The 21,522-nt window shown below is 35.8% G+C and carries 20 protein-coding genes; 9 read left to right on the top strand and 11 right to left on the bottom strand.

The annotated features are described in order from the left end of the window. Positions 1–17 precede the first annotated feature (17 nt). The 7 genes from PXD56_RS01350 to PXD56_RS01320 all read right to left on the bottom strand — a co-directional run bounded on the left by PXD56_RS01350 (position 18) and on the right by PXD56_RS01320 (position 6,885). Complete coding sequence (locus tag PXD56_RS01350; RefSeq protein WP_276491560.1) at positions 18–1,232, bottom strand: aminotransferase class V-fold PLP-dependent enzyme; 1,215 nt, start codon at positions 1,230–1,232, stop codon at positions 18–20. Positions 1,233–1,320: 88 nt separating this feature from the next. Continuing rightward, complete coding sequence (locus PXD56_RS01345; RefSeq protein ID WP_276491559.1) at positions 1,321–1,941, bottom strand: outer membrane protein; 621 nt, start codon at positions 1,939–1,941, stop codon at positions 1,321–1,323. Positions 1,942–2,052: 111 nt separating this feature from the next. Next, entirely contained in the window at positions 2,053–2,703 is a 651-nt protein-coding gene (locus tag PXD56_RS01340; RefSeq protein ID WP_276491558.1) for a porin family protein, read from the bottom strand. 132 nt (positions 2,704–2,835) lie between these two features. Then, the gene (gene sufD, locus PXD56_RS01335; RefSeq protein WP_276491557.1) at positions 2,836–4,152 is read right to left on the bottom strand and encodes a Fe-S cluster assembly protein SufD; all 1,317 of its coding nucleotides are present in this window, start codon (positions 4,150–4,152) and stop codon (positions 2,836–2,838) included. A gap of 78 nt (positions 4,153–4,230) precedes the next feature. Then, complete coding sequence (gene sufC / locus PXD56_RS01330) at positions 4,231–4,983, bottom strand: Fe-S cluster assembly ATPase SufC (protein WP_276491556.1); 753 nt, start codon at positions 4,981–4,983, stop codon at positions 4,231–4,233. Between the two features lie 59 nt (positions 4,984–5,042). Beyond that, positions 5,043–6,488: a Fe-S cluster assembly protein SufB gene (sufB, locus tag PXD56_RS01325; RefSeq protein WP_276491555.1), complete on the bottom strand. Its 1,446-nt coding sequence runs from the start codon at positions 6,486–6,488 to the stop codon at positions 5,043–5,045. Between the two features lie 67 nt (positions 6,489–6,555). After that, a complete protein-coding gene (locus PXD56_RS01320) occupies positions 6,556–6,885 on the bottom strand; it encodes a HesB/IscA family protein (RefSeq protein WP_073241609.1) in 330 nt (109 codons plus the stop codon). A 470-nt stretch (positions 6,886–7,355) separates the two neighbouring features. On the opposite strand from PXD56_RS01320, the gene PXD56_RS01315 reads away from it, so the two are divergent. Further along, the gene (locus PXD56_RS01315) at positions 7,356–8,813 is read left to right on the top strand and encodes a Gfo/Idh/MocA family protein (protein WP_276491554.1); all 1,458 of its coding nucleotides are present in this window, start codon (positions 7,356–7,358) and stop codon (positions 8,811–8,813) included. Between the two features lie 98 nt (positions 8,814–8,911). After that, positions 8,912–9,955, top strand: a complete 1,044-nt coding sequence (gene thiL / locus PXD56_RS01310) for a thiamine-phosphate kinase (protein ID WP_276491553.1) — start codon at positions 8,912–8,914, stop codon at positions 9,953–9,955. A gap of 12 nt (positions 9,956–9,967) precedes the next feature. Here the strand turns inward: thiL and PXD56_RS01305 are convergent, their stop codons facing one another. Beyond that, positions 9,968–10,204 carry a hypothetical protein gene (locus PXD56_RS01305; RefSeq protein ID WP_276491552.1) on the bottom strand — a complete coding sequence of 79 codons (237 nt, stop codon included), beginning with the start codon at positions 10,202–10,204 and terminating at the stop codon, positions 9,968–9,970. A 252-nt stretch (positions 10,205–10,456) separates the two neighbouring features. Here PXD56_RS01305 and PXD56_RS01300 point away from each other — a divergent pair, with 252 nt between their 5' ends. Further along, a complete protein-coding gene (locus PXD56_RS01300) occupies positions 10,457–11,734 on the top strand; it encodes a branched-chain amino acid transport system II carrier protein (protein WP_276491551.1) in 1,278 nt (425 codons plus the stop codon). Between the two features lie 4 nt (positions 11,735–11,738). Here PXD56_RS01300 and PXD56_RS01295 read toward each other — a convergent pair whose 3' ends face one another. From PXD56_RS01295 to PXD56_RS01285, 3 genes are read right to left on the bottom strand one after another with little or no spacing between them, the layout of a single operon-like run. Continuing rightward, positions 11,739–11,915, bottom strand: a complete 177-nt coding sequence (locus tag PXD56_RS01295; RefSeq protein WP_276491550.1) for a hypothetical protein — start codon at positions 11,913–11,915, stop codon at positions 11,739–11,741. 2 nt (positions 11,916–11,917) lie between these two features. Beyond that, positions 11,918–12,688 carry an exodeoxyribonuclease III gene (locus PXD56_RS01290; RefSeq protein ID WP_276491549.1) on the bottom strand — a complete coding sequence of 257 codons (771 nt, stop codon included), beginning with the start codon at positions 12,686–12,688 and terminating at the stop codon, positions 11,918–11,920. A 9-nt stretch (positions 12,689–12,697) separates the two neighbouring features. After that, positions 12,698–13,990: an aminopeptidase P family protein gene (locus PXD56_RS01285; RefSeq protein WP_276491548.1), complete on the bottom strand. Its 1,293-nt coding sequence runs from the start codon at positions 13,988–13,990 to the stop codon at positions 12,698–12,700. Between the two features lie 146 nt (positions 13,991–14,136). On the opposite strand from PXD56_RS01285, the gene PXD56_RS01280 reads away from it, so the two are divergent. The 6 genes from PXD56_RS01280 to PXD56_RS01255 all read left to right on the top strand — a co-directional run bounded on the left by PXD56_RS01280 (position 14,137) and on the right by PXD56_RS01255 (position 21,517). Next, positions 14,137–15,588, top strand: coding sequence for a M20/M25/M40 family metallo-hydrolase (locus PXD56_RS01280; RefSeq protein ID WP_276491547.1), 1,452 nt, complete (start codon positions 14,137–14,139; stop codon positions 15,586–15,588). Further along, entirely contained in the window at positions 15,576–17,321 is a 1,746-nt protein-coding gene (locus PXD56_RS01275; protein WP_276491546.1) for a M28 family peptidase, read from the top strand. Before PXD56_RS01280 ends, PXD56_RS01275 begins: the two co-directional genes overlap by 13 nt. A gap of 80 nt (positions 17,322–17,401) precedes the next feature. Continuing rightward, positions 17,402–20,248, top strand: coding sequence for a WD40/YVTN/BNR-like repeat-containing protein (locus PXD56_RS01270; RefSeq protein WP_276491545.1), 2,847 nt, complete (start codon positions 17,402–17,404; stop codon positions 20,246–20,248). A gap of 4 nt (positions 20,249–20,252) precedes the next feature. Further along, the gene (locus PXD56_RS01265) at positions 20,253–20,591 is read left to right on the top strand and encodes a cupin domain-containing protein (RefSeq protein WP_276491544.1); all 339 of its coding nucleotides are present in this window, start codon (positions 20,253–20,255) and stop codon (positions 20,589–20,591) included. A gap of 12 nt (positions 20,592–20,603) precedes the next feature. Continuing rightward, positions 20,604–20,993 carry a DUF2721 domain-containing protein gene (locus tag PXD56_RS01260; RefSeq protein WP_276491543.1) on the top strand — a complete coding sequence of 130 codons (390 nt, stop codon included), beginning with the start codon at positions 20,604–20,606 and terminating at the stop codon, positions 20,991–20,993. Positions 20,994–21,103: 110 nt separating this feature from the next. Next, complete coding sequence (locus tag PXD56_RS01255) at positions 21,104–21,517, top strand: hypothetical protein (RefSeq protein ID WP_276491542.1); 414 nt, start codon at positions 21,104–21,106, stop codon at positions 21,515–21,517. The last annotated feature ends 5 nt before the right edge of the window (positions 21,518–21,522 follow it).

Genomic DNA, 21,522 nt, shown 5'->3' with positions numbered 1-21,522 from the left:
TACCTATGAAACTTTGTTTATAACAACATGCTTTTAGCTTTTAAAACACCTTGTACCAACACATCTACTTCTTCCTTTGTGTTGTAGAAAGCAAAACTTGCCCGCACCGTACCTGGTATTTTAAAGAAGTCCATAATCGGTTGTGCACAATGATGCCCGGTACGTACCGCAATACCTAACTTATCTAAAATACTGCCCATATCATACGGGTGAACGCCTTCTATATTAAATGAAATAACGGAAGTCTTGTTTTTTGCGGTACCGTAAATTTTTAGCCCTTCTATCTTCAGTAACTCCTGTGTGGCATATTCTAACAACTCATGCTCATATTTGGCAATTTCTTCAAAGCCAATAGCGTTCATATAATCTAGAGCGGCACCAAAAGCAATACCACCACAGATATTTGGAGTACCCGCCTCAAATTTATGTGGCAAATCTGCATAGGTCGTTTTTTCAAAAGTTACCTCGGCAATCATTTCACCACCACCTTGATACGGTGGCAATTTATTTAACCACTCCTCTTTACCATATAACATACCCTCACCCGTTGGTCCACATATTTTATGGGCGGAACACGTATAAAAGTCAACATCTAAAGCCTGTACATCCGCAACTAAATGTGGAGCGGCTTGCGCACCATCTATTAAAACTGCAGCACCTACTGCATGCGCTTTTTCAATTATCTCTTCAATAGGATTAATAGTACCTAACGCGTTCGAAATATGATTGCAGAAGACCAGCTTTGTCTTATCTGACAGTAAATCTTCATAAACATCCATCAGCAATTCCCCTTCTAAATTCATAGGTATTACCTTTAAAATAGCCCCTGTACGTTCACATAACATTTGCCATGGCACAATATTAGAATGATGCTCCATTGCTGAAACTATAACCTCATCTCCTTTCTTTATAAGCGATGAAAATCCGTTTGCAACAAGGTTTATACTATGGGTGGTACCCGAAGTAAAAATAATCTCGTAAGATTTGGCGGCATTAAAATGCTTTTGAATCTTTATTCTGGCTTGCTCATATTTATCTGTGGCCTCTTGAGAAAGCGTGTGTACCCCACGGTGAATATTTGCATTATAGTTTTGGTAATAATCTACAATAGCATCTATTACCTGCTGCGGAGTTTGCGATGTTGCGGCATTGTCTAAATAGACCAATGGTTTACCGTTTACCTCACGCTTAAGAATTGGAAAATCTTCCCTTATTTTTTTAATATCTAACATAGTCAATCTTCTTATATACAAAGATACCCGATAATGAAAACATATCGGGTATTGTTTATCCTTTTGTGAAGTGGTAGATTTATTAGTTTTAAAACCGAAATCCGATACCAGCTTTTATTAGACTTCCATTTTCATCATAATCATAACTGAAAGTTTCTCCATTTATAACGGTATCTCCATTTACATTTACGTTTAAGTAATCATATTGTATTTGAATAAAAAATCTATTAGAAATATCATAAGACAGACCTAAATTCAAGTTTAATCCTCCGTCAGTAGAATTATTATCAACTTCTGAATTATTTCCACTTTTATAATAGTAATCATCTTTAACTATTGAATAACCTAGGGCAATTTGTGGCTTAAGTTTTGTAAAACCCGGTATCGCCAATTCGGCAAACACTTTCGGCTGAAATAAAAGCTTTTTCACTTTATAATCATTATTTACGTTTACATTCTCTTGATTGTAGTAAGTCCATTCATCTTGATTTTTTAAATACGCGACACTAAGTCCAACACCAATATTTACGGCACCTAGCTCAACAAAACGATATTTAATACCCAAATCGATAACACCATTTAATTCACTAAATCCTAAATCATCAGAAACATTTAATGGATAATTAGCTTCCACACTCCATTTTTGATCTTGAGCATGTAAAATAATAGAGGTTAATACTAAAAATGAAGTAAGTAAAAGTCGTTTCATAAAATTCTAGTTAATTATTTATAAAACGAAAATAGTTCAATAGCAGTGTAAGAAAATACAACGGTTCGTTAAGAATTACCTAACGAACCGTTAATCTTTGCTCAAATTAATTTAAAAAATTGAATATGCAGCAGTTAATTGAAACACAGAATGATAAGCTTTATGATCAACAAATGAATCCGCATATAAATCTTTCAATCCTCTGTAATATTGAAGACCGATATTTATATCATCATTTATAAAAAATCCCACACCAAGAACTGCCCCATAATCTAATTTAAATTCTCCTGAAGCTTTATATGCATCTTCATAGCTATCCGGAAAATCATCTCCTTTAGCTTTACTTACCGTATTTAAAAGAAAACTTACTTGCGGTCCTGCATTGATATATAATCGTTCTGCAACATACCACTTGAAAGTTAGAGGCACAGTCAGGTAATTTCTCTTTTGTACGAGTTTAAAAGAATCTGCTCCTAGAGGTTCTAAATCAAAAATTCTATAATTTAAATCATATCTATCTACCTTCCCTATTGAAGAATACAACAGCTCTGGCTGAAACGAAAATTTAGAATTTAAAGGTATCTCAGCAAAAAGCCCTGCATGAAACGAAGTCCTATAATTGCTATTTTCATCATAAAAAGGATCATTATTATCTATGTTAGATACATTTAATCCAGCTTTTACCCCAAATCTAGCTTGTTGAGCCCAAATAGAGGCATTAAAAATGAGAAAAGAAAGCACAAAAAAATAGAGTTTTTTCATAGAAAAATTGGTTGTTGGTTTATTATTAAGCCGTTAATTTATAGGTAAATTCTTTCATAAAAAAAGCGACACTAATGAAGTGTCGCTTTTTAAAGTCTTATAACAATATGTTTTAAGAAAATTGTTCTTTTCTTACAAATCAAACCCAAGATTAACCCCTAGTTTTTCAGCAATCAATTTATTAATTCTAATTTTTAATTCTGGTATACGAACCGAAGACAATACGTTATTTGCAAAGGCATACATTAATAATGCTCTTGCTTCTTTCTGTGGTATACCTCTTGACTGTAAATAAAATAATGCATCTTCATCTAACTGACCAATAGTACAACCATGAGAACATTTTACATCATCGGCAAAAATCTCTAATTGAGGCTTTGTATTGATGCTAGCTTTATCACTAATTAGAATGTTATTATTCTGTTGAAAAGCATTTGTTTTCTGAGCAATTTTATCTACAATAATCTTACCGTTAAAAACACCTGTAGAGGCATCACCATAAATACCTTTATAATCTTGATGACTTTCACAGTTAGGCTCTATATGATGTACTAAGGTGTGATGATCAACATGCTGCTTTTCACCTAAAATAGTAACACCTTTCATAGTAGAGTCTATATACTCACCATTTTGATAGAAATTAAGGTTGTTACGGGTTAATTTACCTCCAAAAGAAAAGGTATGCACCTTAACAAGACTCTTGTCTTTTTGATCAATATATGTGTTATCTATTAATGAAGCCGTAGGGGCGTCATTCTGTATTTTATAGAAATCTACAATGGCACTTTTTGCAGCGAATATTTCAGTAACTGCATTGGTAAGCACTTCGTTAGAAGTTAAGCTTTGGTGACGCTCAATAATTTGAACCTCAGCATTTTCTTCAACAACAATTAAATTTCTTGGTTGTAACAATAAAGATGCCTCATTACCTGTAGAGAAATGTAAAATCTCAATTGGCTTTTTAGGCATTTTATTCTTAGGAATATAGATATAAGCCCCTTCTCTACTAAACGCAGTGTTCAATGAGGTTAATGACTCATCTTTAGATGCTACTTTATTAAAATACACATCGATCACCGGCTTGTACATAGGCTTTGTAAGCGCTGCACTCATTAAGCAGATATCTACACCATCATGCGTAGTTTCAGAAAGGTAAGAACTGTAAATACCATCTACGAAAACAATCTTGTACGTATCGATCTCGTGAATAAAATAGCGTTTAACATCCTTATACTCCAACGCATTCTCTTCTTTAGGGAATATGCTGAAATCTATTTTCTGAATGTTATTTAATGAAGTATACTTCCAAGCTTCTTCCTTTTTAGAAGGAAATCCTTTCTCCTCAAAGTTTTTTATAGCTGCCATACGAACATCGTGTACCGGATGCTCAACATCTACGTTGTTCTCAAACGCCATAAAAGAGGAAATCAATTTATCTTTTAAATCCATATTTTTTCAGTTGCCAGTTTGCAGTAGCAGTTGGCAGTTATAATCTCTGATTACTGCCACTGAATACTGTATACTTAATTACACCGCTGTTTCTTGCTTTAACCAGTCGTATCCTTTTTCTTCTAACTCTAGTGCAAGCTCTTTACCACCAGATTTTACAATTTTACCATTATGTAAAACATGTACATAATCTGGCACGATATATTCTAACAAACGTTGGTAGTGCGTAATCAAGATTACTGCATTATCCTTACTCTTTAATTTGTTTACACCACTAGCAACAATACGTAGCGCATCAATATCCAAACCAGAATCTGTTTCATCCAATATGGCAACTTTAGGCTCTAACATTGCCATTTGAAAAATCTCGTTACGTTTTTTCTCACCACCTGAAAAACCTTCATTCAATGATCTAGATAAAAACTTACGATCAATCTCCAATAACTCAGATTTCTCACGAATAAGCTTCAACATATCTTTAGCAGGCATATCCTCAAGACCTTTCGCCTTACGAGATTCGTTGATTGCCGTTTTCATAAAGTTGGTAACGGAAACACCAGGAATTTCAACCGGATACTGAAAAGATAGAAAAACACCTTTATGTGCTCTTTCTTCTGGAGAAACGTCTTCTAAATCTTCACCACTTAACTCAATTGAACCTTGAGTAACCTCAAAGTTTTCATTACCGGCAATTACAGAAGCCAATGTACTTTTACCAGAACCGTTAGGTCCCATTATAGCATGTACTTCACCTGCTTTTACCTCTAAGTTAATTCCTTTTAATATTTCCTTATCGTCTACGTTAGCATGTAGATCATTAATTTTCAACATAATATGTTACTTTAAATATTGTGGCGCCTACGGCGTTTTACTAAAATCTTAATTATTATTTATCCTACAGAACCTTCTAAACTAATTTCCAATAATTTCTGTGCCTCAACAGCAAATTCCATTGGTAGTTTGTTCAGTACTTCTTTACTAAAACCATTTACAATTAATGCAATTGCTTTCTCTGTATCAATACCTCTCTGGTTACAATAGAATATCTGATCTTCACCAATTTTACTAGTGGTAGCCTCATGCTCTATCATCGCAGATTTATTCTTGGCCTCTATGTATGGAAAAGTATGTGCACCACATTCATTACCCATTAACAAAGAGTCACATTGAGAGAAGTTACGAGCACCATCAGCACGGCTATTGACCTGTACCAACCCTCTATAACTATTTTGAGATTTACCAGCAGAAATACCTTTAGAAATAATAGTGCTCTTGGTATTTTTACCAATATGTACCATTTTGGTACCTGTATCTGCCTGTTGGTAATTATTGGTTACGGCTATAGAATAAAACTCACCTATAGAATTATCTCCTTTTAAAATACAAGAAGGATATTTCCATGTTACGGCAGATCCTGTTTCAACCTGTGTCCAAGATACTTTAGCGTTCTTTTCGCAAATAGCTCTTTTAGTTACGAAGTTAAATACTCCACCTTTACCATCTTTATTACCAGGGAACCAGTTTTGTACCGTTGAGTATTTTATCTCGGCACCATCTAGGGCTACAAGCTCTACGACTGCCGCGTGTAATTGGTTTTCATCTCTTGAAGGTGCTGTACAACCTTCAAGGTAACTTACATAGCTATCTTCATCTGCAATAACCAAAGTACGCTCAAACTGACCTGTACCTGCTTGGTTAATTCTAAAGTAAGTCGATAATTCCATTGGGCAACGAACGCCTTTAGGAATATAGCAAAAACTACCATCTGAAAATACAGCGGAGTTCAATGCAGCATAAAAGTTATCTCTTTGTGGAACTACTGAACCAATATATTTTTTGACCAATTCCGGATGGTCTTTTATAGCCTCTGAAATAGAACAGAAAATAATACCCTTTTCAGCTAATGTCTTTTTAAACGTTGTTGCTACGGAAACCGAATCCATAACGATATCAACCGCAACGTTCTGCAGCTTTTTTTGTTCATCTACAGAAATACCCAATTTCTTGTACATTTCTAACAATTCTGGATCAACATCATCCAATGTTTTGTTAGGATCCGCTTTCTTTGGCGCAGAATAATAAGATATAGCTTGAAAATCTGGCTTTTCATAATGAACGTTAGCCCATTCTGGCTCTTCCATCTCTTTCCAATATTTAAAAGCCTCTAATCTCCAAAGTGTCATCCATTCCGGCTCACCTTTTTTCTTAGAAATGGCTATAACGATTTCTTCGTTTAAACCATTGGGAAACGTCTCAGACTCAATATCTGTATAGAAACCATATTCATACTCTTTGGTTTCCAGTTCTTTCTTTAATTCTTCTTCTGTATATGCCATAATATAGCTCCCTACTCCCCAAAAGGGGAATTTAATTCTTTAAAATTTTCTCTTTTTATCTCAAAACTTATAATGAAAAACTCTCACCACAACCGCACGTTCTTTGTGCATTTGGGTTGTTAAAAACGAATCCCTTTCCGTTGAGTCCGCCTGAGTATTCCAATACTGTTCCTACTAGGTATAAAAAGCTTTTTTTATCTACAATAATTCGTACGTTATTGTCTTCGAATACTTTATCGGCATCATCTTTCTTGTCGTCAAAATTTAACTCGTAAGATAATCCACTGCATCCGCCGCTCTTCACCCCCACACGTACATAATCGGTAGTAGCATCAAAACCTTCCTCTGTCATAAGGTTTATTACTTTCTGTTTAGCCGTTTCTGATACTTGAATCATAATGAATTAGATTTAATCTAAATAGTTTACAAATATACGTCATAAGTCCGTTTTTTCCATAGAACCTAACATTATTATAAAGTATATTCTAATAGAGAAATACTATACTTGAGAAGAAAACAAATATAACAATTACGCAAGCCCATTATCATATGCCAATAATGGGTATTACTCTTTAAGAAGCTTAGACTTTCTTTTTTCTATCACAATACCAAATGCGCCTGCATATACCTAACAAAATTGATATCTACATTTTAATGAAAGCATATCTATAAAGGTGATTATTTAACAATTTCATGCCATTAAAGAACCAGAAAAATGTTAAATATAAAATTGAATTTATTTTTTAATTGACTATAAATCAATCACTAACACACTAAAAAATACCTTTATACAACCCAAAAGATTTAAACAGTAACCAAAATCTAAGAGATTTCAAGTAACTTCAATACCAAATCAAACAACAACTTATGTCACACAACAAATCAAACGACAAAAACAACACCCGCCGAAAATTCATGAAAAATACCGGTATGGCGGCAGCCGGTTTTATGATTGTACCTAGACACGTTTTAGGAGGAACAGGCTTTGTAGCGCCAAGCGACAAATTAAATATTGCCGGTATTGGTGTTGGCGGTAAAGGTAAAAGCGATATTGCATCTTTTGCCGAAAGTCCTAATGTTAATATCGTATCCCTTGCCGATGTGGATAACAGACAAGCAATTGCCTCCAGAGAAGCATTCCCAAAGGCAAGTTATTATAATGATTTCAGGGAAATGTTAGATAAAGAAGGCAAGAATATCGATGCGGTATCTGTATCTACACCAGACCACAACCATGCCGTTGCAGCTTACCAGGCAATGTCAATGGGCAAACATGTGTATGTACAAAAACCGTTGACCCACGATATTTGGGAAGCTAGAATGTTGACCGAAGCAGCAAAAAAATTCAAAGTAGTTACACAAATGGGTAACCAAGGTGGTTCTGGCGACGGTGTACGTACCATGAAAGAAATCTATGATACGGGAATTATTGGTGAAGTACACACTGTAAAATGCTGGACCAACAGAGCAATTTGGCCACAAGCATTACAAACACCAACTAAAAAAGACCGTGTACCTAAAGGTCTAAATTGGGATCTTTGGTTAGGTACAGCCGCTATGCGAGATTATAACAATGCCTACCTTCCTTTTGACTGGAGGGGTTGGTCAGATTTTGGAACAGGTGCACTTGGCGACATGGCTTGCCATATTATGGATCCTGTATACAGAATTCTTCCCATTTTATATCCTGACACTGTAGAATGTAGTGTATCTGATTCATTTAGTGGTAATTTTCAGTACAAAGACTACCCAAAGAGTTTCCCAAATTCCAGTAAAATACATTTAAGCTACCCAAGAACGGATGGCAAAGGAAAAATAAAAGTTACTTGGATGGATGGCGGTCTACTACCTGAAAGACCAGAAGAGCTTGGCGATGACGAAGCTTTAGGAAACTGGGATGGCGGCGTACTGTTCATTGGAACAAAAGGAAAATTAATGGCAGATTGCTACGGTGCAAATCCGCGCTTACTTCCTTTGACCCTAAACGAACAATTTGAAGTAGAACAAACTATTGCCCGCGTACCCGAAGGTCACTACCTACAATGGGTAAATGCATGTATGGCAGGTTATGGAAACGCAGAAACTAGCTCTTCTTTTGATTATGCCGGTCCGTTTACAGAAAGTATCCTTATCGGAAACTTGGCATTAAAATCATATTTTGAAGTAGATCCAACCGTTGAAAACCAAAGCTTCTGGGGCGGCGGAAAACAATACTACGGCAGAAAACGTTTACAATGGGATGCCGCAAATATGAAAATCACCAATTTTGAACCTGCAAACAAATACGTGAAACGTACTTATAGAGAAGGTTATTCAGTAGGGTAACCCTTAAAATTCATAATAACAACCATAGTAAACCCGAAGCTAAAAAGCTTCGGGTTTTTTTATGCTATACATCTTATTTTACTTCTTATTTTTGCAACATGCTAGAAGATAAAGAACAAGAAAGAACATCATTAGAGAAATTAGGTGAATTCGGACTCATAGAACACCTTACAAAAGGTTTTGAGCTTACTCAAAAATCTACCGTAAAAGGAATTGGCGATGACGCAGCAGTATTAGATTACGAAAAATCTAAAACAGTGCTAAGTACCGATCTTTTAATAGAAGGTGTACACTTTGATCTTGCCTATATGCCATTAAAACATTTAGGTTATAAATCTATCATGGTAAATCTTTCTGATATCTATGCCATGAACGCAACAGCTACTCAAGTAACGGTTTCCTTAGCTGTATCAAACAGATTTCCGCTAGAAGCACTTGAAGAATTTTATGCAGGTGTAGCTACAGCATGTAAAACATACAATGTAGATTTGGTAGGTGGCGACACAACCTCATCTAAAACAGGATTAATGATTAGCGTTACCGCAATTGGGGTAGCAAATGAAGAAGACATTGCCTACCGTTCAGGCGCAAAACCAAATGATCTTCTAGTTGTGACCGGAGATTTAGGTGCCGCATACATGGGACTTCAAGTACTAGAACGAGAAAATGAAGTTTTTAAAGTGAACCCAAATAGTCAGCCAGACCTAGAACCATACTCTTACATTGTGGAGCGACAGTTAAAGCCTGAAGCCAGAAAAGATATTCCCGAGTTATTAAAACAATTGGAAGTTCACCCAACATCTATGATCGATATTAGTGACGGACTTTCATCTGAAATTCTGCATTTAAGCAAGAGTAGCGGATTGGGTATTGACCTTTACGAAGACAAAATTCCGTTAGACCCAACAGTAATCTCTGCTTGCGAAGAGTTTAAAATGGACAGTACATTAGTTGCTTTAAGCGGTGGTGAGGACTATGAATTATTGTTCACCATAGACCAAAAAGAATTTCCAAAAATAAAAGGCAATCCAAATTTGACCGTGATAGGCCATACTACAGGAAAAGACGAAGGTGCATTCTTAATCTCAAGAAGTAATACAAAGATTCCATTAACCGCACAGGGTTGGAATTCATTTAACTAAAAGCAATACAAATTATGCTACCTGTTGCGTAGGCGCATGTGCGTGAGAAGCAGTGTGTCTTCTTTGGTAAATATGCTCTAAAGTTCTATTGATATCTTGTAATTCTGGTGTTAAAGTAGAAAGGTTACCACTTACATCAGTAGTTACTTCTTTTTGGCAGTGAATACATTTGTACTCTTTAATGTGAGATGTCACTTTTTTGGAAATAGCATAATGATGACCAAAGATGCTGCAGAATATTTTTTTCATACTGTAGGTTTTTTTTGCAAAAATTTCGATTTGGGAAATCGAGAAAATGCGATTAATATATGATGTTGAAACTCAAGGAAATTTGCATACGCTTTGTTTCCTTTGGTTAAAGTACTACACATTAAAGCCCTGTACCAGTAATTGTTGTGAGTTTTACCTAACCTGTTGTCAACAAGCTTTTTTTTGGTGTTTCAGAAAATGAAAAAGCTTCTCTTACCTGTTATTTAATAATCATTCACTTAATTTGTAGTTATGTTTAAAAAGCGAGAAACTCTTGTTACAGCCTTTGCCCTATTCTCTCTTTTTTTTGGAGCTGGCAACCTTATTTTACCTCCGCTACTAGGTTTTAATTCAGGAGACCAGTGGCTTATAGTTACAATAGGTTTTGGATTATCGGCAGTAGCTATTCCCGTACTTGGTATTTTGGCACACGCAAAACTACAAGGCACGCTAATTGATTTTGGAAACAAAGTATCGCCAACCTTCAGTTTAATCTATGCATTCTTCATTTATGCTATTGCAATTGCACTGCCTAGCCCTAGAACGGCTTCGGTAACTCACGAAATAGCCGTACAGCCTTATTGGGACATCTCTTCATGGTTTACAAGTAGCATCTATTTTGCTTTAGTGTTATTGTTCGCTTTAAACCGATCTAAAATTCTGAACATACTGGGCAAGATATTAACGCCCGCTATAATTTTGATTCTCCTTTTAGTAATAGGAATAACTGTTTTCTCGTTCCCATTTGATTTTGGAAGCACCATTATTGAGAGTCCGTTTACAAACGGAATACTGGAAGGCTACCAAACTTTTGATGCCATTGGCGCAGTCGTTGTTGGTGGCGTTATAATTATATCGATCAACCTTAAATATGTAAATGCATCTTATGAGGATAAAAAAATACTGATAAGAAATGCGGCATGGTTTGCAGGCTTGGCATTGTTTCTAATTTATATGGGACTTATTCTTTCTGGATCCTTGGTGCATTCTATATTCGATGCCGACACAACTAGAACAGAAATACTATCTGGTTTGGCTATACAAAGCTTAGGAAACATAGGAAACTTATTTTTAAGCATACTAGTGGGTCTGGCATGTTTTACAACAGCAGTAGGCATCGTAACAGGTACTGCAGATTTTGTAGCCTCTAGATTCAGTAATCTAAAATCGGTCTACACGGCAACAGCTATAATAGGAAGTATTTTAGGAGTCTTGGTAGGTCAGTTCAATGTTGCCTACATAATTGCTGTCGCCATACCATCATTAATGTTTATCTATCCAATTACTATTATTTTAATCCTACTAAACGTAGTACCAGATAAATATGCTTCTCCACTTGTTTTTAAAACTGTAACCATAGCTACCATACTATTCAGCATTCCAGATTTTTTGGGAAGTATAAGCGCTCTAGCACTCGCTGCAGATACATTTTCATGGATTCCACTTCAGCAATATAGCTTGGGCTGGGTATTGCCGGCGTTGGCTGTGTTCATACTAACCAACTTAATTAAGAATACTAATACAAAGTAAAAGATTAACTTTTGCTTCTTCTTTTTTTAGAATAATAATAGAAAGCATACGCTATCAAAACCATTACAACAAAAGGTAGATAGGTGCCAATAACGACACCTATCTCATAAGCACTATTAGGAGCTTTTTGAATCTTCTCTTCAATCTCAGAAGCTTCTTGAATAAAAACTAATAACCCCATATTTAAAATTCTATTTCTAAACTAATAGGACAATGATCACTGCCCATTACTTGATCATGTATTTCAGCAGATTTTACCTTGTCCCAAATAGATTCGCTTACCAAAAAGTAATCTAAACGCCAGCCTACATTTCTACCACGGGCACCACCACGGGCACTCCAAAATGTATACTTATCAAAAGTATCTGGATACATTTTTCTAAAACTGTCTACTAAATTCAATTCTGAAAGCATGTGGTCCAAACCATCTATCTCATCTTGGGTAAAACCAGAAGTTTTATTGTAGTTGCTTTTCGGGTTTGCCAAATCGTTCTCGGTATGGGCTACATTAAAATCGCCTGTAATTACTAATGGCTTAGTTTTAGAAAGCTCCTTTAGGTAGCTGGTAAAATCCTTATCCCATTTTTTACGGTAATCCAATCTTTTTAATCCACTACCACTATTGGGCACATACACATTGATCAAATGAAAATCTTCAAATTCAGAATGCGTAATTCTTCCTTCTTGATCATGTTCTTCAACACCCATATCTTTATCGAACTTAACAGGGGCTTTTTTGGATAAAATTCCTGTACCAGAATACCCTTTTCTTTCAGCGCTATTACTAAAAAGCTTATAGTCTGTTATATCTTTTAAAGCTTCAGCAACCTGATCATCTTGCGCTTTGGTTTCTTGAACACAAAATACATCTGCATCAAAATCTTTTACGATATCTTCAAATCCTTTTTTTACGGACGCTCTAATACCATTTACGTTCCACGATACTAATTTCATTTTCTGCAATTATTTGTTCATTAATTCTTCAATCTCATCTGCCTTAATAGGAATGTTCCCCATTAAGTTAAAAGGTTCTCCTTTCTCTTGAATGACAACATCATCTTCTAAACGAATGCCCATGTTTTCTGCCGGAATATAAATACCCGGTTCTACGGTAAATACCATATTTGCTTTCATAGGTGTCTTCAATGCTCCGTAATCATGTGTATTTAAACCAATATGATGGCTAGTACCGTGCATAAAGTACTTTTTATATGCAGGCCATTCAGGATTTTCATTTTGTACATCTGCCTTATCCAATAAACCAAGACCCAGCAATTCTGAAGTCATTAACTTACCACACTCTTTATGATATTCTGCCCAAAGTGTGCCAGGCACCAACATTTTAGTAGCTTCATCTTTAACACGCAATACCGCATTATAAACTTCTTTTTGGCGCTTGGTGAATGTACCACTTACCGGTATGGTTCTAGACAAATCACTAGAATAATTTGCGTACTCAGCGGCAACGTCCATCAAAATTAGATCACCGGCATTACAAGGCTTATTGTTTTCTAAATAGTGTAATACGTTAGCATTATTACCAGAAGCTATTATAGGTTGATAGGCAAAACCTTTTGATCTATTTCTTACGAACTCATGCAGCAATTCTGCCTCAATTTCATATTCCATAACCCCAGGCTTCACAAAACTAAGTAGTCTGCGAAACCCTTTTTCTGTGATATTACAGGCAGTTTGCATAATATCAATTTCCTCAGGCTCTTTAACTCCTCTAATCTCTTGAAGAATAGGGTTACTCTTGGCAACTTTATGTGCAGGATATTCACGTTTACATTTATCAATAAACCGATCTTCCCTGGTCTGTGTTTCTACCGCTTGTCTATAATGCTCATTGGTGTTAAAATATATAGTTTCTGCTTCGGTCATAAGGTCAAAAAAGATCTTATCAAAATCTTGTAACCAATAAACGGTTTTGATTCCAGAAACTTCTGTAGCCTTCTCTTTCGTCAATTTCTCACCTTCCCAAATAGCAATATGCTCGTTTGTTTCACGCACAAAAAGCACTTCGCGATGTTTTTTGTTTATAGCATCTGGAAACAAGATTAAGATAGTTTCTTCTTGATCAGCTCCAGAAAGATAAAAGATGTCTCTATGTTGCTCAAAAGGTAAAACGCTATCGGCACCTATAGGATAAATATCGTTAGAGTTAAAAACGGCAATACTTTTAGCTTGCATGCGGCCCATAAACTTCTTACGGTTCTTTATAAATAGGGAGTTAGGTATTTGATCGTATTTCATGAATTCTTATTTTGACATAAAATTACGCATTATGTGTTGTTTCCTTAAAAAATAGGGCATAGAATTATAGTATTCCAAGAAAGCCAAATCCTATTCTTAATATCAAATTAGCTAACTTGTATGCTTCAAACCTAAACGAACAATTCATGAAAAAAATCGCTTTCCTATTCATAGGCGTATTATGTCTACAGGCATGCACAAAAACCAAAAAAGAAGAATCACAAGCTGAACTATTTGCTCGTATCGATACCGAAATCAAAGCAAATTCAAAAGGCTATAGCACTTTAAAAGAAGCAACAGAAACTATAGGGCACCGCTTAACAGGTTCTACAAATGGTGCTAAAGCAGAAGAGTACACCTATAATAAATTTAAAGAATACGGTTTTGAAGACGTTACCTACCAAACTTTTGAAGTGGAGGCTTGGGCAAGGGGCGAAGTGTCTTTAGCAATTAATGATGAAGATATTAAAGTAGTTACTTTAGGTCATGCACCTATTGAAGCTCACGTAACTGGAGATATTGTAGATATGGGCAATGGTTTAGATGCAGACTATGCTGCTAACCCAGATGCAGTGAAAGGTAAAATCTCGTTGGTCTACATTAATATTTTGCCAGGTAGTGAAGAAGGTCTTAGCAATTTGCACCGAAGTGAAAAAACAGCCTTGGCAATTAAATATGGTGCAATTGGCATTATTATCATCAACCAAGTAGATAATGGCGTTCTTTTAACGGGTACCGCTTCTGTAACGGGAGAATTAATTCCTATTCCTGCAGTTTGTATTGGTAAGGAAGACGGTATGGCATTAAAAGAATCTTTAAAAACAGAAAAAGCTACTGCCAAAATAGACATGACTAATACTAGTGATGTTATTAAAGCTAGAAACGTAGTTGCTACATTACCGGGTACAGAAATACCGCAAGAAGAGATTGTCATTGGCGGTCATTTAGATTCTTGGGATTTAGCCACTGGCGCCATAGACAACGGTATTGGTTCATTTGCGGTTATAGATATCGCTAGAGCCTTTAAAGCAAACAACCTACAACCAAAAAGAACTGTAAAATTTGTTATGTTCATGGGTGAAGAGCAAGGGCTACTTGGTTCTAAATATTTAGTGGAACAAGCTATTGAAAACAATACCATTGAAAACATTAAATATATGATGAACCTAGATATGTCTGGCAACCCAATTGGCATGAACGCAGGTGGAGAACTGGATAACGAGCAATTTTTTAAAGATTTAGGAGCTGCAATTCAAAAACAGGATACCATCTACCAAAACAAGTTTTCAAATAAATCTGGACTACATAGCGATCACCAGCCATTTATGTTAGAAGGTGTGCCTATTTTATCGGTTCATAACAATTTAGACCGTTCTATTTATGGCTGTTACCATTCTGATTGTGATGATTTTAATCTAGTAAACGAAGACCATATGAAAAATACGGCTCGTTTTGGCACCATGATGCTCTACGCACTTGCAAACGCAGAAACTTTACCAGCTACCAAAATGGATAGCGAAACAACAAAAGAGCTTATGATTAAAAATGATTTAAAAGAAAAATTGATTATTGGTAACGAATGGAAATGGGAAGAATAACCGGAATTAAAAAAATAATCATAAGGCAGGGTATTGTACCTACACTACTCTGCCTTTCTTTTTTAACAGGATGCTCTCAGCATACTGAAGAAAAGCAAGTCGATTATTTTAATCTTGTTCGTCCGGAATTCACAGGCAAGCTTGCTTACGAAACCACGGATTTTGTAGAAGATTATTGGCGCGTGGTTGGTAATACTGGCTTTGATAAAACCATATATCTTATAGCAGATAGTTTACAAGCTGCAGGTTATATTTTAGAAGAAAAAGCAAAAGAAAGCGACAGGTTTACTTACCGTATAGAAAAACGTGCAATGACCCATAAAACTTGGGAACCCATATCTGCGTCATTACAAATTGTTGGTCAAGACACACCTTTGCTACTTTCAAAAAGCAATCATAACATGACCTATTTAAATTCGGCATCTACACCAAAAGAAGGCATAAAGGCAGAGGTTGTGCAAATAAAATCCGTTGATGATTTAATGTCCAAATCTATAAAGGGCAAAGTGGTTTTTGCAGAAATGAGTGCCCGTAAATTTTACAAAACAGCAGTTAAGCAAGGTGCCTTAGGTATTTTAACGTATGACAATCCTAGCTATTTACAACCAGAGAAAAATACAACTTCCATACAGTTTAGAAGGCTGCCATCTCAAGACAATGGCAATTTTTGGGGTATTGCATTATCCTACGAAGCAAAAGAGAAATTAGTAGCGCAACTCAAAAAAGGTAAAACAGAGGTTCTGGTAAACATAGAAACCAAAAGATACCCCTCAGAAGAACTAACTATTGTTGCAGACATAAAAGGGAACGAATTGCCAAATGAACGTTTGGTTTACAGCGCACATATTCAAGAACCAGGTGCAAATGACAATGCCACTGGTGTAGGCACTCAATTAGAGATGGCGAAAACAGCCGCTAAGTTATTTGCCGAGAACAAAATTGAATTTAAAAGAACCATGACCTTTTTATGGGGCGATGAGATTGTTTCTACCAATCGGTATATACAAGAAAATCCAAAACGTGCGAAGGGTATTAAATGGGGAATAAGCCTAGATATGGTCGGAGAAAATACAGCTATGACAGGTGGAACATTCCTGATTGAAAAAATGCCAGATCCAAGTGCCATTTGGACCCGTGGAAAAGACAAACACAGCGAATGGGGCGGTGATGTTTTAAAACTAGAAGACATGAAACCGCATTACCAAAACGATTTTATAATTTCTACTTTTAAAGAACAAGGTAAACATGCCAATTGGATTGTAGAAACTAACCCTTTCGAAGGTGGCAGCGACCACACTCCGTTTTTACAGAACAATATCCCAGGATTATTACTTTGGCACTTTACAGACCAATTTTACCATACCGATAACGACCGTATAGACAAAGTATCAAAAGAAACCATGAAAAATGTAGGTACAGCAGCTTTAGTGAGCGGACTAGAGCTAGTAAATGCATCTAGTAAATTTGCTAAAACTCAAATTGAAAACCTTAAAACTCGAGCTAAATCGCGTTTAGAAACAGAAGCAAAACTCAGCAAAACTGCCATTGCAAAAGGTAGTACAATTAATGCTGAAGAGAAAATAATTACCGCTTGGGAAGATTGGTATTTAAACGCGCTAAATTCTATAAATGATATTAATGTCAGTCATAACTCAGAAATAAAAACTGCTATTTCAAATGCTCAAAAAGAAATACAATTAAAGTCTAAAGCACTAAGAGCATCACTTAACTAAAAATTCCAGTCAAATGATTTCAGTTTGTCAAGAGCATAAGTAATCAGTAACTTACCATCAGCACTATCAACAACATGAAAATGAAACAATTTTACCTTTTAGTATTTGCCAGCATTTCTTTAGCATCGGCACAAGTTCAACCAACCCCATCGCAAGAAGTAGAAGCCTCTTTAATGGCGAAAAAAGCTATGGATGCCAATTCGTTGGTTAAAAATATTCCGCTAAAAAATATAGGTCCGTCTGTAATGAGCGGGCGTGTGGTAGATTTAGCCGTAAACGAAAACAACCCAACAGAATATTATGTAGCCTACGCCTCAGGTGGATTGTGGTATACCAACAATAACGGTAATTCTTTTACTCCCGTAATGGACGAAACTCAAACGCAAAATCTGGGTGATATTGCGGTACATTGGCAAAGCGGAACTATTTGGGTAGGTACAGGAGAAAATAATTCTTCTCGTTCATCATACGCAGGCATCGGAATTCTAAAATCTACTGATAAGGGTAAGACATGGGAACATATGGGTTTGAGCGATTCTCATCATATTGGTCGCATAGTTGTTAATCCAGATAACGCAAGCGAAGTAACTGTTGGTGTTACCGGTCATTTATATTCTACAAATAAAGAACGTGGTATATACAAAACTACAGATGGTGGTAATACTTGGAAAAACACCTTATTCATTGATGATAAAACAGGGATAATTGATATTGCAGTTTCTCCTAAAAATTATAATCTTCAATATGCCGCGGCATGGCAAAAAGACAGAAAAGCGTGGGATTTTATTGGTAATGGCGAAGGTTCTGGAATTTACAAAAGTGTTGATGCCGGTAATACTTGGACAAAAATTTCTACTCCAACAAGCGGCTTCCCTACCGGTGAAGGTGTAGGCAGAATCGGTTTAGCTGTTTTCGATGACAATACAGTTTACGCGGTACATGACAGTCAATTTAGAAGAAACGTATCCAAAGAAAAGAAAGAAAAGCAATCAGGGTTGACTAAAGATGACTTTAAAACACTCTCAAAAGAACAATTTTTAGACCTTAATGACAAAGACTTGAATGAATTTTTAAAGACCAATAACTTTCATGAAAAATACAGAGCTGCCAATGTAAAACAGATGGTACGTAGCAATGCCGTAAAACCAACTGACCTTGCCCTGTATTTAGAAGACGCAAACTCAATGTTATTTGACACTCCTGTAATTGGTGCAGAAGTATACCGCAGTAATGATGGTGGCACCACATGGACAAAGCAAAACGAAAACTATATAGACGATTTATTTTATAGCTATGGGTATTATTTTGCTCAAATAACGGTAGACCCAAATAATGCTGATGCTATTTATTTATCTGGCGTTCCTATTATTGCTTCAAAAGATGGCGGTAAAACCTACGCCTCTATAAATGGCGACAACGTACACTCTGATCACCATGCGGTATGGGTAAATCCTAATTTACCCGGTCATTTAATTAATGGTAATGACGGTGGTGTAAACACTAGTTATGACGATGGTAAAAATTGGTTTAAAAACAATTCGCCAACGGTAGCCCAATATTATGCTATTGCAGTCGACAATGAAAAACCATATAATGTATATGGCGGACTTCAAGATAATGGTGTTTGGATGGGTCCACATAATGCTGAAGAAAATACAAGATGGCAACAAACTGGTCAATACCCTTGGAAATCTATTATGGGTGGTGACGGTATGCAGGTACAAGTAGATAATCGCAATTCTAATATTGTCTATACAGGCTACCAATTCGGTAATTATTTTAGAATCGATTTAGAAAATGAAACACGCAACTACATTCAGCCAAAACATGAATTAGGTGAGACTCCGTATCGTTTTAACTGGCAATCTCCAATTTTACTTTCTCCTCATAATCAAGATATTCTATATATGGGAAGCAACAAACTTCATCGTTCCCTAAACCAGGGTGATACTTGGGAAACTATATCGGTAGATTTAACCCAAGGTGGCAAAAAAGGTAATGTAGCTTTTGGAACATTGGCAACCATATCAGAATCCTCTTTTAAATTTGGGCTTATGTATACCGGAAGTGATGATGGTTTAATTCAACGTACGGAAAATGGTGGTGGCACTTGGGAAATTATCTCTACCAATTTACCTCAGAATTTATGGGTTAGTAGAGTAATTGCATCTCAGCATCAAAAAAACAGAGTGTACGCTACTTTAAATGGTTACCGCTCAGACAATTTTACACCTTATATATATGTTAGTGAAGATAAAGGTGCTACTTGGAAAAGTATTTCGGCAAACATTCCTACATCTGCAGTAAATGTTATTATTGAAGACCCTGAAAATGAGAACCTATTATTTGTAGGTACTGATAATGGTCTATATATGACTTTGGATAGAGGAGCAACTTGGGAATCTTTCCAAAATGGGATGCCTTATGTAGCAGTTCATGATTTGGCAATACAGAAAGAAGCAAAACATTTAATAGTAGGCACACACGGTAGAAGTATTTACAAAGCTGATATTTCAGCATTACAAAGTATGACACCAGAAATATTAAGTAAAGATTTACATGTTTATCCGTTAGAGAATTTAAAACATTCGGCACGTTGGGGCAACTCATGGAGTTCTTGGTCAAAAGCTAGAACACCTGGATTGGACATTACCTTTTACTCTGACAGAGATGATGTATACAAAGCCAAAATAAAATCATCTGATAATATTGTGGTAAGTGAAACAGAAATTATAGCGAATAAAGGACTGAACGTTTTATCATATGATGTTGCATTTTCTAAAATTGGAAAGCTGAATTACCTTAAAAAGCACAAAACCGAATTAAAACAAGCCGATAATGGCAGCACCTATTTACCTAAAGGTAGCTACACTATTGAGATAACGGGCAACGGAACAACTGAAAAGGTAACTTTTGACATAGAATAGCTATATGAAAATAGTAGATTGGAACGAGCTACCGGAACTAGATGTAAGCCATGACCCAAGCATTAAGAAAAAGACATTGATACAACGTGGTGAAATACCTCAATTAATGATGTATGGCACTGCAGTCTTTAAACCAGGACAAAAAGTTGAGTTACATAAGCATGATACCATGTTCGAGGTTTTTCATATACAGACCGGTAAAGCCATTTTTACGATATCAGGAGAAGATTATGAAGTAGGACCGGGAAAATGCATTACAATAGCTCCAGGTGAGATTCATGGACAAGCTAATCCTTTTGATCTTGATGTTACTTGGACCTATTTTGGAATAGCTACTGATTAAGAAATATTATTTATGGAACTCACTTTAGGTATACCGGCATTACTTTTTCCTGCTATTTCATTGACCATGCTTGCATACAATGCTAGATATTTGGCAATAGCTGCATTAATCAGACAATTGCACAGAAAGTTTGAAGAAACAGCGTCACCTTCAGTAGGTCTTCAAGTAAAGAAACTTCGTAAACGGTTAACGATTATAAAAAATATGCAGGCAACCGCTATAGTTAGTTTTCTACTTGCCGTAATCACCATGACCTTAATTTATGTGGAATTAACATTTTGGGCAAATTTCATCTTTGGTATTAGTTTATTTGCTCTAATGATCTCATTGGTGCTGTCATTGATAGAAGTTCAATTATCGACTAAAGCATTAGAAATTCAGTTAAAGGATATGGAGAAATAACGACTATATTTCCCGTAGGGAATTCCAGCTAATAACCATACCGTTCGTCGATGTTTTTATAAGCTATTATGGTAATAATCAATATATTTGCCGTCCTTTAAAAACTGGGCATGAAACGAATTCGAGATCTCGAATTATTTAAGCAAATAAAAGAAATTAGAGAATTTGAATTTGGAAGATTCTACTTCTTCAAAGATGGAATAATAATTTCTGAAATTAATGAAGGTGTTATCTTTAAATGGGAAAATGCCAAAAGAGTAATAAACGCATCAAAAGAAATTTATGATGGTGATCTTCCTGTTGTTTATTTATCCAATAGAATTAATAAGTATTATGTAGTTTCAGTTTACTGGTTAGAATTTTACAAAAATCGTTACAATATTGCTCATTATGCTGTAGTAGGATCAACTAAAGGTAGTTTTCTAAGTCTTTTTTTAGAGCGATTATTCTTCGGAAAATCAATAGCCAGATTCCAAGAATTGGATCAAGCTGTTGAATGGGCGGTTAGCAAAGCCAAAATTTAAGATTT

The sequence above is a fragment of the Maribacter zhoushanensis genome (assembly GCF_029350975.1).
Classification (GTDB): domain Bacteria; phylum Bacteroidota; class Bacteroidia; order Flavobacteriales; family Flavobacteriaceae; genus Maribacter; species Maribacter zhoushanensis.
Note: the sequence above shows the minus strand (reverse complement) of the source record. Positions and strands in the feature narration are given on the sequence as shown.

Coding starts and splice junctions, on each gene's coding strand:
- PXD56_RS01350 (WP_276491560.1), bottom strand. CDS start 1,232: ATGTTAGATATTAAAAAAATAAGGGAAGATTTTCCAATTCTTAAGCGT.
- PXD56_RS01345 (WP_276491559.1), bottom strand. CDS start 1,941: ATGAAACGACTTTTACTTACTTCATTTTTAGTATTAACCTCTATTATT.
- PXD56_RS01340 (WP_276491558.1), bottom strand. CDS start 2,703: ATGAAAAAACTCTATTTTTTTGTGCTTTCTTTTCTCATTTTTAATGCC.
- sufD (WP_276491557.1), bottom strand. CDS start 4,152: ATGGATTTAAAAGATAAATTGATTTCCTCTTTTATGGCGTTTGAGAAC.
- sufC (WP_276491556.1), bottom strand. CDS start 4,983: ATGTTGAAAATTAATGATCTACATGCTAACGTAGACGATAAGGAAATA.
- sufB (WP_276491555.1), bottom strand. CDS start 6,488: ATGGCATATACAGAAGAAGAATTAAAGAAAGAACTGGAAACCAAAGAG.
- PXD56_RS01320 (WP_073241609.1), bottom strand. CDS start 6,885: ATGATTCAAGTATCAGAAACGGCTAAACAGAAAGTAATAAACCTTATG.
- PXD56_RS01315 (WP_276491554.1), top strand. CDS start 7,356: ATGTCACACAACAAATCAAACGACAAAAACAACACCCGCCGAAAATTC.
- thiL (WP_276491553.1), top strand. CDS start 8,912: ATGCTAGAAGATAAAGAACAAGAAAGAACATCATTAGAGAAATTAGGT.
- PXD56_RS01305 (WP_276491552.1), bottom strand. CDS start 10,204: ATGAAAAAAATATTCTGCAGCATCTTTGGTCATCATTATGCTATTTCC.
- PXD56_RS01300 (WP_276491551.1), top strand. CDS start 10,457: ATGTTTAAAAAGCGAGAAACTCTTGTTACAGCCTTTGCCCTATTCTCT.
- PXD56_RS01295 (WP_276491550.1), bottom strand. CDS start 11,915: ATGGGGTTATTAGTTTTTATTCAAGAAGCTTCTGAGATTGAAGAGAAG.
- PXD56_RS01290 (WP_276491549.1), bottom strand. CDS start 12,688: ATGAAATTAGTATCGTGGAACGTAAATGGTATTAGAGCGTCCGTAAAA.
- PXD56_RS01285 (WP_276491548.1), bottom strand. CDS start 13,990: ATGAAATACGATCAAATACCTAACTCCCTATTTATAAAGAACCGTAAG.
- PXD56_RS01280 (WP_276491547.1), top strand. CDS start 14,137: ATGAAAAAAATCGCTTTCCTATTCATAGGCGTATTATGTCTACAGGCA.
- PXD56_RS01275 (WP_276491546.1), top strand. CDS start 15,576: ATGGGAAGAATAACCGGAATTAAAAAAATAATCATAAGGCAGGGTATT.
- PXD56_RS01270 (WP_276491545.1), top strand. CDS start 17,402: ATGAAACAATTTTACCTTTTAGTATTTGCCAGCATTTCTTTAGCATCG.
- PXD56_RS01265 (WP_276491544.1), top strand. CDS start 20,253: ATGAAAATAGTAGATTGGAACGAGCTACCGGAACTAGATGTAAGCCAT.
- PXD56_RS01260 (WP_276491543.1), top strand. CDS start 20,604: ATGGAACTCACTTTAGGTATACCGGCATTACTTTTTCCTGCTATTTCA.
- PXD56_RS01255 (WP_276491542.1), top strand. CDS start 21,104: ATGAAACGAATTCGAGATCTCGAATTATTTAAGCAAATAAAAGAAATT.